Below are 13,436 nucleotides of genomic sequence, written 5' to 3' on the forward strand. Positions count from 1 at the left end.
TGAATGGCTGAACGTAGTATGAGTGGCTTGAGCTATATTGGGTGTGTGATTGATTAGAACAGAAGGGAACTTTTACGGCTGAATGTGTTTGGAATGAAATGAGGATCGCAACCAAATCGGACTTCTCCTCAACACAGTACTGCTGTTTTCGATTCTAAGTAGTTCCAAATACAAAACCAGATACCTGAAAGCAGTCGATCCTACGCGATTTCACCCGGAACGCGTCACGAGTCGGTCAGAAGTTGCCGAAGCACGTAGTGCAGGATACCGCCGTGTTCAACATATCGCACACCGGCGGGCGTCCCGACCTGGGCCGTCACCGGGAACTCGACCGACGACCCGTCCGACCGCTCCGCAGTCACCGTCAACTCGGCCATCGGCTCCAGCCCGTCGTCCAACCCGTAGATAGCGAAGACTTCTGACCCGTCTAGTCCGAGCGCTTCACACGAGTCGCCGTCCTGGAACTGCAACGGCAGCACGCCCATCCCGACGAGATTGTCCCGGTAGATGCGCTCGTAGCTCTCGGCGATGGTTGCGCGAACGCCGAGGAGGTCGGTTCCCTTCGCCGCCCAGTCACGACTCGAGCCGGTTCCGAACTCCTCGCCCGCCATCACGACGAGGGGCGTCCCCTCCTCGTGGTAGCGCTGGCTGGCCTCGAACACGGTCGTCTGCTCGTCCGTCGGCTGGTGAATCGTGTAGCCGCCTTCGACGTCGTCGAGCATCTGGTTCTCGATGCGGACGTTGGCGAACGTCCCCCGCATCATCACCTCGTGGTTGCCCCGGCGGGCACCGTACGTGTTGAACTCGTGAGGCTCGACACCGTGGTCCATCAGCCACTGCCCGGCGGGGAGGTCCGAGCCGAACGGTCCTGCGGGGCTGATGTGGTCGGTCGTCACCGTATCACCCAGTGTCAACAGACACCGTGCATCCTCGACGTTGGAGACGCTAGGTTTCTCCAGTGGGAAGTCCTTGAAAAACGGCGGTTCCCGGATGTACGTCGAGTCCTCGTCCCACTCGTAGACCTCGCCAGTCGGCGCATCCAACGCCTCCCATCGTTCGTCGCCCTCGAACACGGAGGCGTACTTCTCCTCGAACATCGACGGGTCGACGAAGTCGTGGACGGCTTCGTGGATCTCGTCGCTGTCCGGCCAGAGGTCCGACAGATAGACCGGGTTGCCGTCCTCGTCGTACCCCAGCGGGTCGTGCTCCAGATCGATGTCCATCCGACCGGCCAGCCCGTATGCCACCACCAGCGGTGGGCTGGCGAGGTAGTTCGCCCGCACTTTTGGATGGATGCGTGCCTCGAAGTTCCGATTCCCGGAGAGTACGCTCGTCGTCCAGAGGTCGTGTTCGTCGATCGCGGTCTCAATCGGTTCGGGGAGTGGCCCTGCGTTTCCGATGCAGGTCGTACAGCCGTAGCCCACGACGTTGTAACCCAGGTCTTCGAGGTACGGCAAGAGTCCCGATGCTTCGAGGTACTGGGTGACGACGCGGCTGCCGGGTGCGAGGCTGGTCTTGACGTAGTCCGGGACGTCGAGGCCGCGCTCGACGGCGTTCTTCGCCAGGAGCCCGGCTGCCAGCATCACGGACGGATTTGACGTGTTCGTACAGCTGGTGATGGCGCTAACGACGACGCTCCCGTGCCCGATCTCGATTTCGTTGCCGTCGAGGTTCACTGTAGCGCGCTTCGTGAGGGGTCCCAGATTCTGTTTTTCAGTGTCGCCCGCTTGTTGAACGCCGCCGTCAGTTCGTTCGGCGTCGGTTGGTTCTCCGGTCAACTCGGCCTGGGTGTTGCCGCCCTCTCCGAGCCACCGGGCCAGCGCCTCCTCATCGATTTCATCGAGGGCTTCTTCGAACTCGCCGTGGAGTAACTCCCGGAAGTGGCCCCGCATGTCACCCATCTCGACGCGGGACTGGGGCTTCTTGGGGCCGGCGAGGCTTGGAGTGACTGTCGAGAGGTCCAGTTCGACTGTCTCGGTGTATTCGGGATTCTGCTCGCCGAACAACCCCTGGGCGTCCAGGTAGTTCCGGACGAGTTCGATGTGTTTCTCGTCGCGGCCCGTCAGTTCGAGGTAGTCGAGGGTGGCCTCGTCGACGGGGAACATGCTGATGGTCGAGCCCTGCTCGGGGGCCATATTGGCGATGGTCGCCCGGTCAGGGACGGTCAGCGTCTCCACGGCGGGGCCGTAGAACTCGACGAATCGGTCGACGACGCCGACGTCCCGGAGCAGTTCGGTGACGTGCAGTACGAGGTCGGTCGCTGTCGCACCCTCGGGGAGTTCACCCGTAAGTTTGACGCCGACGACTTCGGGGAGGTTCATCGTGATGGGCTGGCCGAGCATCGCGGCTTCGGCCTCGATGCCACCGACGCCCCAGCCGACGACGCCGATGCCGCCGATCATCGGCGTGTGACTGTCCGTGCCGACGAGCGTGTCCGGAAGCAGCCAGTTCTCGCCGTTCTGCTCGCGTTCGTGGACGACCTGCCCGAGATACTCTAGGTTCACCTGGTGAACAATTCCCGTTCCAGGTGGGACGACGCTGAAGTCGTCGAAGGCGTTTTGCGCCCACTTCAGTGCCCGGTACCGTTCGCTGTTGCGCTCGTACTCCAGTTCGACGTTCTTCTCGTAGGCGTCCTCGCTACCGAAGTAGTCCACTTGGACGCTGTGGTCGATCACGAGGTCGATGGGCACCTCGGGTTCGACGAGAGTTGGGTCGCGGTCCTTGCGGTCGACGGCCGACCGGAGCGCCGCGAGGTCTACGACGGCAGGGACGCCTGTGAGGTCCTGGAGGATGACCCGGGACGGCTGGAACGGAATGTCGGCGTCGGAAACGTCCGGTTGCCAGCCAGCGAGGTCACGGATGTCGTCCTCGGTAATGTCCTCCCCATCGGCGTTTCGGAGGACGGATTCGAGCATGACACGGATGCTAACCGGGAGTTTATCAAGTTCACAGAGGCCTTCCTCTTCGAGGACGGTGAGGTCGGCCATCTTGTAGGTCGTTCCATCGGCTTCGAACTCGCGGATCGCATTGAAGGGGTTCATTATTGTGGAATACTTCAAACGGAGTAACGGTTATTCTTGTCCCCGTTCTCGGGAGACGGGATTCGAGCAGTTGGACCTGCCCGAAGGGGTTCAGAGAGCTCGTTGCTCTCGCGTTCGACGAGTGGTACAGTTCTGCATAAGGTGGCACTGCCTTCCTCGCTAGTGTTCATGGGTTCAGGCACCCGTTTCTTGGCCAGTCTTACTGTCCATGCGTTCAGGCGCGATTCGTGACAACCGCATCGCGTTCCCGGTGACGCCGAGGCTCATCCCCATGTCGCCGACGATGACCGCGACCGCGACGCTCACCAGTCCCAGCGGGACGCCGAGTGCAAGCAGGGCCTTCACGCCGAGGCTCGACCAGATGTTCTGGCGGATCACGCCGTTCGCCGTGTGCGACAGCCCGTAGAGATACGGCAGCTTGCTGATGTCGTCGCCCATCAGCGCGATGTCGGCGGTCTCGATTGCGGTGTCCGTTCCGGCCGCGCCCATCGCGATGCCGACCTCAGCGGTCGCCAGCGCGGGCGCGTCGTTGATGCCGTCGCCGACCATCGCCACGTCGCCGTACTCCGCCTGTAACGCCTCCACGGCATCGACCTTCTCGTCGGGCAATAGTTCTGCGCGATACTCGTCGACGCCGACCTGTTCGGCGATCGCACGGGCCGTCCCCTCGTTGTCGCCGGTCAGCATCACGACGTGCGCGACGCCGAGTTCGTGCAGCCGTGCGACCGCCCGTTCGGCGGCCGGCCGCACCTCGTCGGCAATGGCGATAATGCCGATCAATTCGGTATCCGTGCCGACGAGGACGACCGTCTTCCCCTCATTCTCGAACCGCGAGATCGCGCCGTCCTCGAGGTCGGCACAGTCCTCGCGTTCGCACTGCTCGTGGGCCACTTCGGCGACTGCGCCGCCGTCGGCACGGAGGTGGGCGTGCGACAGGTCGAAACCCAACTCCTCGAAGAGGGCGGGCTTGCCTGCATAGTACGTCTCGCCGTCGATGTCTGCGCTGATCCCCTTTCCGGTGATGCTCTCGAATTTCTCGATACTCGGCACGTCATCGCCGGCATCCTTTTCGGCGCGTTCGAGTATCGCCTCGGCGATTGGGTGTTCGCTTCGCTGCTCGAGTGCAGCCGCGTGCTGGAGTACCGTCTCGTCGTTCGTACCGCCAAGCGCTACGACGTCCGTGACCGCGAGTTCGCCCTTGGTGAGGGTACCAGTCTTGTCGAGGGCGATGGCGTCCACCTCGCCCATCGCTTCGAGGTGGTTGCCGCCTTTGATGAGGACACCGTTCTTCGCGGCACTGGTGATCCCCGACACCACGGAGACTGGGGTCGAGATGACAAACGCACACGGGCAGGCGATCACCAGCAGAGTAAGCCCCCGAATGAACCACGCCTGCCAGTCGCCCGCGAAGGTGAACCCGTAACCGGCTAGGTCCACCGACACCGGATCAGCGATAACCAGCGGCGGGATAGCGGCGGTCAGGATTGCCAGCACGACGACGAGGGGTGTGTAGTAGCCGGAGAAGCGGTCGACGAACTGCTCAGACTCGGTCTTATTCGCCTGTGCGCCCTGGACCATCTCGATGATCTGCGAGAGCGTCGACTCCGAGGCGGCCGAAGTGGCCTCGAACTCGAGGTATCCTTCCTCGTTGATGCTGCCCGCGTACACTTCGTCGCCGGCAGCCTTGTCGACGGGGACGCTCTCGCCCGTGATCGGCGACTGGTCGACTGCACTCTCGCCTTCGATGACCGTCCCGTCGAGCGGAATCTTGTCACCGGGGCGAACAACCACGGTCTCGCCCACCTCCACCTCCTCGGCGGGCACCGTGACTTCCTCACCATCGCGAAGGACGGTCGCCTCGTCGGGCGAGAGTTCCATCAGCTCGCGCAGGGAGTCCCGTGCCCTGTCCATCGCATAGTCCTCGAGCAGCTCGGCGATGCTGAACAGGACGGCCAGCGTGGCGGCCTCGACGAAGTAGCCGATACCGGTCGCGGCGATGATGGCCGTCCCCATTAGCAGGTCGATGTCCAGACTCCGGTTCTTCGCGGAGTAGTACCCGCTACGGACGACCGGGATGCCACTGGCCGCGACGGCGCCGAGGAACAGGACATCTGCGATGTGGAGCGGGTACTCGAGGACACTTGCGATGGCGATGTTCTGTCCTGCGAGGAAGAACTCGAAGAGGAGCCCGACGGTGAGGAACGCCGCGCCGAGCCACGTCTTCTTCGCGCGAGGACTCGTCCAGACCTCCGATGGTGGCGCGATGTCGGCGCCGTCGGTCGCTTGGTTGTCCTCATCATCGCCCTCAGCGTCCGAGCCCCCGACGACCTCGTAGCCGGCGCCTTCAATCGCCTTGATTACGTCGGCTTCGCTAGTCCGATTAGGGTCGTACGTGACGTTGGCCGTGCCGGTGGTCGGCTGGAGCGTGGCGTCAGTAATGCCGTCGACACGCTGGAGGCTCTTGTCCACCTTTTGGGCGCAAGAGGGACAGTCCATCTCGGGAACGGCGAGGCGGGCGGTCAGCTCACGTCGCTGTCCGCCGCCGCTCGTTCCTCCTGCTGCGTCCGGATTCTCTGTCATCACGTCACGGTAGGAGCGGGAGTTCGATATGTCTTTGTTGGAATATTCCAACTACGGCCCTCAGTGGGATGCCAGCCGTTCTTCCGCTACCCGCTCTCCGGCGACATGTTGCTTCGCCAAATGTTCTTCCGCCCGACGGAGTCGGTAGGTGAGTGTTGACCGTGGCACGTCGAGATGCTCGGCGAGCTCGCCGACATCGACCTCGCGGGGTGATTCGTAGTAGCCGTGTTCGACGGCGGCCTGGAGAGCAGCCTCTTGGGCTGGAGGCAATCCACTCGGTGTTCCGTCGCTTCCCCTAGCTGATGTTGTGTCCGCTGTGCGGAGCATCTCCATCTGGGCGCACTCCCCGACGGCGACTTTGAGAGCGTCGAAGAACGCCGCCACGTCGCCATCGCCGGAGTGGATGAGTCGCCACGTGTAGTGGCGGCCCTCGTGACGGGTCTCGAACAAGACGCCGTCGCCGAGGTGGTCGCGAGCGATGTGGGGGACTGAGGCGCAGGTCGGAGTGCGCTCCCAATCTGAGTAGAGGATGAGCGCGTCGTCCGTGCGGTCGAGGACGCGGGTGGTCTGTGTGGCGTTGCAGTCCTCGGTGGCGAGACAGTCAGCGTAGTAGTCGCCGTTGAGAAAGGCGTCCTCGATGGCGTTGAGCGCCTCAGGCGTACCGGTGGCATGGTCGACTCGCCAGAGACGCTCGGCAGTGGCGTGCAGCGAGAGCGAGCGAACGCGAGCGTCGGGGTGGTCGGCGAGGGCGTCCGCCACCCTGTTGCAGCCGGGCTCGTATTCGAGAGCGAAGACGAGTTCGCGCATACCCCGTCTAAGGCCTGCTACGACATAACCCATGGCCTGCAGCGTTGTCGACCAGTAGACCTCAGATTACGTCGTCAGGATCGTGAACTTCCTGCATTCGCTGTGCTTCGGCCGCGTATTGCTCCTGGAGGTCGGGGTCATCGACCATGCCAAGATTGCCGGGTTCAGCATCCACTGCTGCTGTCGTATCTCGGACGTCGGTGAAGGACGTGAGTGCGCGTTCCTTCCGATAGTACTGTTCTCCATCGGGTGTTGCGTAGGTGAGGATGATCAGGTTCTGCTCGTCATCGGAGTACGTCCGTTCGACAAGCCAAACACGAACGTCATCTTCAGACTGATTTGACATACTTAGACGTCCCCCGACATCCACTAAGGGATTGGTGTTACGGCTTGCCGAGACTCGCTGTCTCGAAGGGTGACTCTCCGGTCGGAATGAGCAGCTCCTGTCGGTCTCCGACTCGCGCGGCCAGCTTCCGTTTCAGGTACTGTCTCGCCGTCGACGGTGTGAAGACGCCTTTGTCGAGCATGTCGCCAACGACGTCTTTGAGGGCCGCGAACTGTCCCTGGAGGGTGCCGTCGCCGACCGGCTCGCCGTCGTACCAACGCACCGTCGCGAGCGCACCGTTCCCGACCGTCTCTCCCTGTTCGACTGTCTCCGAATCGTACTGCAGGCCGAACCACAGCGTCCGATAGGCGGTCACCTCGAACGTCGTCGACACCACGAAGAACGCCTCGTGGTGGAGGTAGTCGAGATGGTCAGCGACGATCTCGTCGAGGGTGAGCCCGGTGGCACGAGGCTTCGGCTCGACGACCGTCGACGGTCGAATCTCGTCAGCGAGGTAGCCGTCGACGGCATCTGCCTCGAGGCCATCGGCCAGCTCTGCGACGAGCTGTTTCGCCGACTTGGACTCGGTGTCTTCGCCACCGAACGGAGATTCAGCCGAAATTCGGTGCTTGAGCTTGAGGTTCGCTGCGCCCCAATGGCTGTAGTGGAGCGTGTACTGTCCGTCTGTGCGTTCGTACGCAACGAGTGCGCGGTGTCCCATCGAGCAATCACCTCACGGGGCGATCGCGACTGGATCTCCCCGCACCCCTCCCGGGGGAAGAAAAACAAACAGCTGTGACCGGTTCGAACAGCCTACTGGGTTAGTTCTGTCCCGGCGATTATTCATAGTCCTGTACTAATAGTGGGGCAATGTCATTAGAGTCGGAAGAAATTCACCAGCTGCTAGAATGGGCAATTGACTGGCAACACGATATCAGCCGTAATTCGACACCTGATGCGTTTGAAGCAAGCGAACGCTCGTCGTCACCGTGGGCTCGCCATCGTTCAAATTATGCGTTCGAGAAACTAGCACAGGAGACTTTCCCGCTCTATGACTTGGGAATTGCTCCATCTGATATAATGTCAGATGTGATGGGCATCATCCAAGACCTGGCATTCGAATCGGACGCTGAGGTAGACTGGGACGAATATCACTATCCCGTTGAGGAATCGATTGAAGAAGATGGACTGGTATCGACGTACGAGGCAAAAGTCAATCAGGTCATTGCTGAAATCGGGCAGGGTGAGCAACTGGAAACTATCTTCTATTTCCCGTTGAATATACAATGGGCTGGCTCTCCGCCAGAAATTGAGATTTTCGATATTACCTTCCAGCCAATCTCTGAGTCTGAATGGTCTGAGCAGCTTTCAGAATTTAGAAGGTATCCCGACACATTCGGAACTGGGACGGTGGAGTCGCTGTGTGAGGATACAGATTATAGCTATTGGACGACGACTATTCAGTCGAAAGGACGTAGCTATGCAGCGAATAAGCTCAATACTGCTCTGAATCTGTTGTGTGCGAAGATCAATCATACACTCTATTGTTGGGAAATTCAGCGATTGAGCGAGCGGGACCAGTCCTCGCCAGGGAACCCACGGTGGTCATGGATACAAGAACCGATGGCTGTCCTTACAGCTGGCACTGACCATCCATTAGAGGTCGCCATCACCAATAGGAGTTCACCTCGCACTGTGGACTTGGATTGGACTAATGGAGATCTGCCGGAGCGGTTTGAGGAGATCCCGTCCTTCAATTATGGCGCTGATGGACTTGCAGGGATATTCCAAGATGCTCTTTTAGAGTATCAGCGAGCAATGCTCGAGACAGAACGTCAGAATGCATTTTTCGGATTTTGGCGGTGTATTGAAGAACTCACATTAGCTGGGCACGGTGAAAAAAGCGAAATCGTTGACCGGGCGATGTGGGCATATAGTGTCAGTGCCAGTGAGGCCCACGAAATATTTTTCAAAACCATCACTGAGCAGCTCTATGACACACGGAACAAATGGGTCCACGAAGCAAACTGGGGGGACATCTGGGAAATCCATGAACGCGTGGCCAAGTACTTAGCTGATTCATTGATTCAATTATATATAGACGATTTCTATGGGCTGGATCAAAACGTGGTGGCAGAGGCCTTCCGATATGCCCGTATGGAAGAGCCCCAGCGAGAAAAGAAGCAACGCCAGGCCAAACAACGTCTGGAGGCACTAAATGAACTCAATAATATCGAGCAAGACTGTCCATAGTTGATTTGGCGGTTTACAGGTTGGGCAAGTAGTGTGCGAAGCTCTCCGGCGGAGTCCTGAGCTAGCGAAGGTCTCGGAGAACTTCGACCCTCGCGATTCCGATGTCGTGGTCCGTAAGGTCCTAAACTTTCGTAGACCTCAAAGTCATCGTAGCCGTTCTAATTTTCGGCAGGATTTGGAAGCACCTCGTGGGAATCGTTCGTGCTGACGAGCAAACACTGCCTCGTAATGCTCCCGCTGGGACACCGCAGTCCCGTCTTCCTGCTCTGATTTTGTTGCAGTCCTCCCTCTGCCCGGCTTCGTGTCGTAGTGAGGGACGAAGAACGGTACTCGGACAATCGGGTCTGACGGCCACTCGCCGGGTCCTGTTCACTGTTGGCCGCGGACTGAACGCCAGGCACCGACACGGTTTCTGAATCCTCCGTGCCGGCCTCAGAACGGACACGCTCGCAGGTGGGGCGTGATGGAAAGCTGGCGTGATTTCCCCGCGCCGTGTAGACACAGGGATTCGCCGTTTCCATCCGACTCCCAGAGAGGTGTTTTCGTCCGACATTGACCGCGCCGACCACATCTCGGTCGCACTCATACTCACAGCTGGGACAGTAGAAGTGGCCGCCGTTGCGTAACTCGGTGTGATCTGTCGGGGCCTTCACGGTCTTGCCGCGTTCGCCACATCGCGGACAGTAGCGTGATGTCCCCCAGGGATTCACCGTCTCGACGTCGAGCCCGAGGAGGTCACCCTTGTACCGGAGCCGCTCAAGTAACTTCCCATGGGCCCACGTCGAGATGCTCCATGCCGTCACGCCACCCGTCTCTTCGGCCTCAAACTGCCCTAGCGACTCGAGGACGATCGTCTCGCACTCGTGAACGGCCGCGAGCCACACCAGCTGATTTGCTACATCGTGCTGGATCTGGTCGCGGAGACGTCGCTCCTTCCGTCGCGTCCGGCGATATTCGCTGAGGAGGTGAGCGAACTGCTCGGTATGGCTCTTGCCCTGTTGGCGGAGTTCGGCAAGGCGGCTGTCTATGCCCTCGGCGTCGGCTTTCACTCGAAACAGTTTGTCCTTCGCGTGGTGGTCGACGAAGTTGGGTGGCGCGATCTGGGATTCATCTTTCCCGTCTTCAGATCCGTCTAACACAACCGCAGTTGCCTGCTTTTTCACGCCGAGGTCCACAGCGAGAACACGGTCGGAAGTGGTGTCTACGGAGGTCTCGGGAACATCCACTGGCACGTCCAGCGTATAGCCGTATTCGGAGGAATGCAGTGTCGGCGCTTTCAGCTCCCCTGCCTCAAGCATCTCGTTGAACCGTTGGTGGGCTGGGAACCGTATTTCGTGCTCTGTCCAGTCGGCATACGAGTTGGGCGATAGCGAATCCGGCGCCTTCAGCATCACCACGACTTCTCCGTCCGCGGCTTGGACCTCGTGGATGTCTCCACGACTGTCCGGGCCGAAGGGAACCGTGTCGTCGGGCTGGGGACAGTCGACGAGGTCCGTGTATGCTTCAGGAAATCGGCCATTCCGGTCGTAATGATTGTTTAGCTGCTCGACGACGGTTTCGATATTGCTCCACTGGATGTACGGTGAGTCTCCACTATCGAATAGGCGGCTTCGAAGCTGCTGCCATCCAACCCGCCTGATTTTTCGTTCCTCGACAGTTTCGACGATGAACTGGAAGGCACGGTACTTCTCACGATGAGCTTTTAGAATCCGAGTAACACGATGGTAGATACATCGCTTGAATCGGTTGTAGAGGTATGCGTCTGTGTCCTCGAACGGCTCGTACTCGTCGTCTCGGACGTAGGTGTGGTCGTTGCTATCGCGGGACTGAATCGCTTCGAGGTGCCTGTCTCGCCAGTATTCTTCCTTGAGCAATCGACGGAGATGGCGTTGCCCGAGCTCTAGGATTCGGGAACAGGCAGCGTGATACTCTCGGGGAATATGGAATTGTTCAGTGAGGTGGGTCATTTGTTGGCCTCGTGGTTCTCTCCCCCGCACCCCTTCTGGGGGGCAATAAACAGCCTCAGGAGCGAGACATCCGGATTCATCGTTATACCGCCGCTCAGGACTCGATCTGTGTTCCGGCGTCCCCGCTGTCTTCCGGCTGGGAGAGCAGACTCACGTCTTGCAGGAGAGCTCTCGCTGCCTCTATCCGCTCCTGATCTGCGTTGTCGAGTCCGGCCGTCTCGATGCGTTTGAGATTGGTGAGTGAGCGATGCAGTCGATATCCGGGTGTGTTGCGTGGGTCCATTTGAAGCGCCTCGCCGATTCACGGCGCAGAGAAACCTCTCCGGCTGCGGGTAGCTGTCGGACGGGGCCTGCTCGTTAACCAACATTGGTGTGTTTCTGTGTCGCTATGTTGGTTAAGGCGAGTCCTGACCCGCTTTGCTGGGTCCGTAGCGAGCTGAGCCACACACCCGGCACTCCCAGATCGGTTGCCCCGTCCACGCCGCATCCGGAACCGACTCATGGGTCTTGAACCGATGGTTGGTCGCGCGTCCACAGGTTTGACACTCGAGTTCCTGCGTCGTCGGTACCGACGACGCCTGGCGATCAGCCGCAGCCTCGCCAGTGGATTCGGTCAGCGCCATCGCTGGAACCAGCCACACCGCATCGTCGGCGTCGTCGAGGACCGCGTCGAGACGCGACACGTCGCGGATGCCGTCCCCACGCTGGTCGTAGAGGCGCGTCGGGGCCTGCTCCGGACGTTCCGACGCTCCCTGCCCGTGCCACCCAGTCCGGTCACGGGCGGCACTGAGAAGCCGCTCTCCCTCCGCTGCCGACACCTGTACTGCGTCGGGGAGTGAGGGCCATTGCTCGGCCAGCTGGCGCGCCGGCGCCTCGTCGAGATCATAGATGAGCGTGTAGTCGTCGACGGCCGGCTCCGCCTCGTTGGCAGAGAGGAGGTTCGCAGCGGCGCCGCCCTTCGCGACGGCGCCGTAGAACGTGGTCGACTCGACGACCAGGTGGACGATGCCGAGGCACGTCGTCGACGCTGCCTCGTTCGTGCTAGTGGCGTCACTCCCGAGATGGTTAGTGAGACAGAACCGGCATTTCGTCTGGCCGTCTGGGACTGACGCCCCACAGGACCGGCACTCCGTGTTTGATTCAGTCGCGTCGCTCGGATACCCTTTCTCGGTTGTGGCAACGCGCTGCCGATGGGTTGCACTGTCACCGCATTCGCTAAGTTTCTCATCCGGAATATGCGATGCTTCGCCGATCGGTCGGAGTTCTTCGAAGTCCGTGTAGTAGTCGTTCATCGATTGGCTCATGGATTCGTCCGTAATGGTACTTCAACCTGAGGGGGTGGCAATCCTCCTTGAACGGTGTTGTATTCAGGGATGACGCCTCCGCTGAAGGTAACTAGCCCCTCGCACGGCAATTGGAGACAGTCGGTGGTAGTCCTCTATTGCACGCACATCGACCACGTTCCGTCCTCGTCAATTTCGAGAACGGCATCGAATAACGGTCGGAGGGTCTCAACCGTCTTCTCGTCATACGCCTCGGGATCTAGATGGAAGTGCGCTATCGCTCCTGCCGACGAGAGACGCCTGGTAAGGAGATGGAGAAATCTGAACGCCCGATTGAGTTCTGTGGCTTCGAGAAGATCTGTGAGTGAATGGAAGCAGACGACGGGTTGCTCATCGGTACTTTCCCACTCCGAAAGCTGTTCACTAATTCGTATTCCGAGGGTCGTCAGATCCGATGGGTCGAGAACGGTGTTAACCTCTATCCGTTCAGGTGGAAGCGCATTCTTGGAAGGCCGTGATGCAGATGATCGTGTGAAGTCTCCAACATTGATGAGTGAAATACGTGCGGGGGTCTCTTCCTCGAACTCCCATGCGTTGAGTCGGTTCGTGCCTTGGGACTCGTACGTTACCCCGAGCACATTTGCCCGACTGGTTGGGACGGCGGACAACAAGTCGTCGCATCCCTCCTCTTCAGAGTGACTGCTGCTTGGCGCGAGAAACAGCACGTTTGTCTCTTGATCAAGTTCTCTGGACCCAGCGTCCGATGCTCCTCGAATCGTTATCGTGCCATCGTTAGTAACCTCCACTACACACTCATCGTATTCGAACGACACCGAGAGATCTGTCTCCTCTGGCTTGTCGAACAGGGCGTTCAATGCGTCCACATCGATTACGTCTTGTAATGGCGTGAGTGCGGTCGGTTCAACACCTTTGAACCATGCCACTGCTCGAATCACTCCTGTACTCGGACTATCTCCGTAGTTGAAGGATGGGGGGTTGGTCTCGTTGTTTGGTCCCATTGATAGTTACACCGTTGAGTACGATTCTCCCGCCGGGGCCTGTTCGGTGGACCGGAAACGTAATTTGGGGTGGTACATAGATTCCAATTCTCCTGGTCCAATAGGTCTTTTGACTTGTTTGCTTTTTCTGACCGGTCAGAGATATCTATTCTATGAGTTTC

9 protein-coding genes are annotated in these 13,436 nt (G+C 59.7%); 1 reads left to right on the forward strand and 8 read right to left on the reverse strand.

Annotated elements, in window-relative coordinates:
- Window positions 1-224: 224 nt before the first annotated feature.
- From FEJ81_RS19030 to FEJ81_RS19050, 5 genes are all read right to left on the reverse strand, one after another.
- Window positions 225-3,041, reverse strand: coding sequence for an aconitate hydratase (locus FEJ81_RS19030; RefSeq protein ID WP_092635704.1), 2,817 nt, complete (start codon window positions 3,039-3,041; stop codon window positions 225-227).
- A gap of 174 nt (window positions 3,042-3,215) precedes the next feature.
- Window positions 3,216-5,621 (reverse strand): heavy metal translocating P-type ATPase, encoded by a 2,406-nt coding sequence (locus FEJ81_RS19035; RefSeq protein ID WP_138246881.1) that lies wholly within the window; start codon window positions 5,619-5,621, stop codon window positions 3,216-3,218.
- A 60-nt stretch (window positions 5,622-5,681) separates the two neighbouring features.
- Window positions 5,682-6,428 (reverse strand): helix-turn-helix domain-containing protein, encoded by a 747-nt coding sequence (locus FEJ81_RS19040; protein ID WP_050051691.1) that lies wholly within the window; start codon window positions 6,426-6,428, stop codon window positions 5,682-5,684.
- 61 nt (window positions 6,429-6,489) lie between these two features.
- Window positions 6,490-6,774: a hypothetical protein gene (locus FEJ81_RS19045; protein ID WP_006183450.1), complete on the reverse strand. Its 285-nt coding sequence runs from the start codon at window positions 6,772-6,774 to the stop codon at window positions 6,490-6,492.
- A gap of 37 nt (window positions 6,775-6,811) precedes the next feature.
- Entirely contained in the window at window positions 6,812-7,474 is a 663-nt protein-coding gene (locus tag FEJ81_RS19050; protein WP_138246882.1) for a DUF6735 family protein, read from the reverse strand.
- A gap of 149 nt (window positions 7,475-7,623) precedes the next feature.
- On the opposite strand from FEJ81_RS19050, the gene FEJ81_RS19055 reads away from it, so the two are divergent.
- Complete coding sequence (locus FEJ81_RS19055; protein ID WP_020931526.1) at window positions 7,624-9,006, forward strand: hypothetical protein; 1,383 nt, start codon at window positions 7,624-7,626, stop codon at window positions 9,004-9,006.
- A 158-nt stretch (window positions 9,007-9,164) separates the two neighbouring features.
- Here the strand turns inward: FEJ81_RS19055 and FEJ81_RS19060 are convergent, their stop codons facing one another.
- The 3 genes from FEJ81_RS19060 to FEJ81_RS19075 form a co-directional block, all read right to left on the reverse strand.
- On the reverse strand, window positions 9,165-10,973 hold the full coding sequence (locus tag FEJ81_RS19060; RefSeq protein ID WP_138246883.1) for a zinc ribbon domain-containing protein: 1,809 nt from the start codon (window positions 10,971-10,973) through the stop codon (window positions 9,165-9,167).
- A 395-nt stretch (window positions 10,974-11,368) separates the two neighbouring features.
- A complete protein-coding gene (locus tag FEJ81_RS19070) occupies window positions 11,369-12,265 on the reverse strand; it encodes a biosurfactant protein 1 (protein WP_138246884.1) in 897 nt (298 codons plus the stop codon).
- 146 nt (window positions 12,266-12,411) lie between these two features.
- Window positions 12,412-13,275, reverse strand: a complete 864-nt coding sequence (locus FEJ81_RS19075; protein ID WP_138246885.1) for a DUF7504 family protein — start codon at window positions 13,273-13,275, stop codon at window positions 12,412-12,414.
- Window positions 13,276-13,436: the final 161 nt, after the last annotated feature.

Origin of the sequence: Natrinema versiforme (genome assembly GCF_005576615.1) — an archaeon.
In the GTDB taxonomy this organism is placed as follows: Archaea; Halobacteriota; Halobacteria; order Halobacteriales; family Natrialbaceae; genus Natrinema; species Natrinema versiforme_A.

What these genes read in the sequence shown, in the direction of transcription:
- FEJ81_RS19030 (WP_092635704.1), bottom strand. Translation starts at nt 3,041, where the DNA reads ATGAACCCCTTCAATGCGATCCGCGAGTTCGAAGCCGATGGAACGACC.
- FEJ81_RS19035 (WP_138246881.1), bottom strand. Translation starts at nt 5,621, where the DNA reads ATGACAGAGAATCCGGACGCAGCAGGAGGAACGAGCGGCGGCGGACAG.
- FEJ81_RS19040 (WP_050051691.1), bottom strand. Translation starts at nt 6,428, where the DNA reads ATGCGCGAACTCGTCTTCGCTCTCGAATACGAGCCCGGCTGCAACAGG.
- FEJ81_RS19045 (WP_006183450.1), bottom strand. Translation starts at nt 6,774, where the DNA reads ATGTCAAATCAGTCTGAAGATGACGTTCGTGTTTGGCTTGTCGAACGG.
- FEJ81_RS19050 (WP_138246882.1), bottom strand. Translation starts at nt 7,474, where the DNA reads ATGGGACACCGCGCACTCGTTGCGTACGAACGCACAGACGGACAGTAC.
- FEJ81_RS19055 (WP_020931526.1), top strand. Translation starts at nt 7,624, where the DNA reads ATGTCATTAGAGTCGGAAGAAATTCACCAGCTGCTAGAATGGGCAATT.
- FEJ81_RS19060 (WP_138246883.1), bottom strand. Translation starts at nt 10,973, where the DNA reads ATGACCCACCTCACTGAACAATTCCATATTCCCCGAGAGTATCACGCT.
- FEJ81_RS19070 (WP_138246884.1), bottom strand. Translation starts at nt 12,265, where the DNA reads ATGAACGACTACTACACGGACTTCGAAGAACTCCGACCGATCGGCGAA.
- FEJ81_RS19075 (WP_138246885.1), bottom strand. Translation starts at nt 13,275, where the DNA reads ATGGGACCAAACAACGAGACCAACCCCCCATCCTTCAACTACGGAGAT.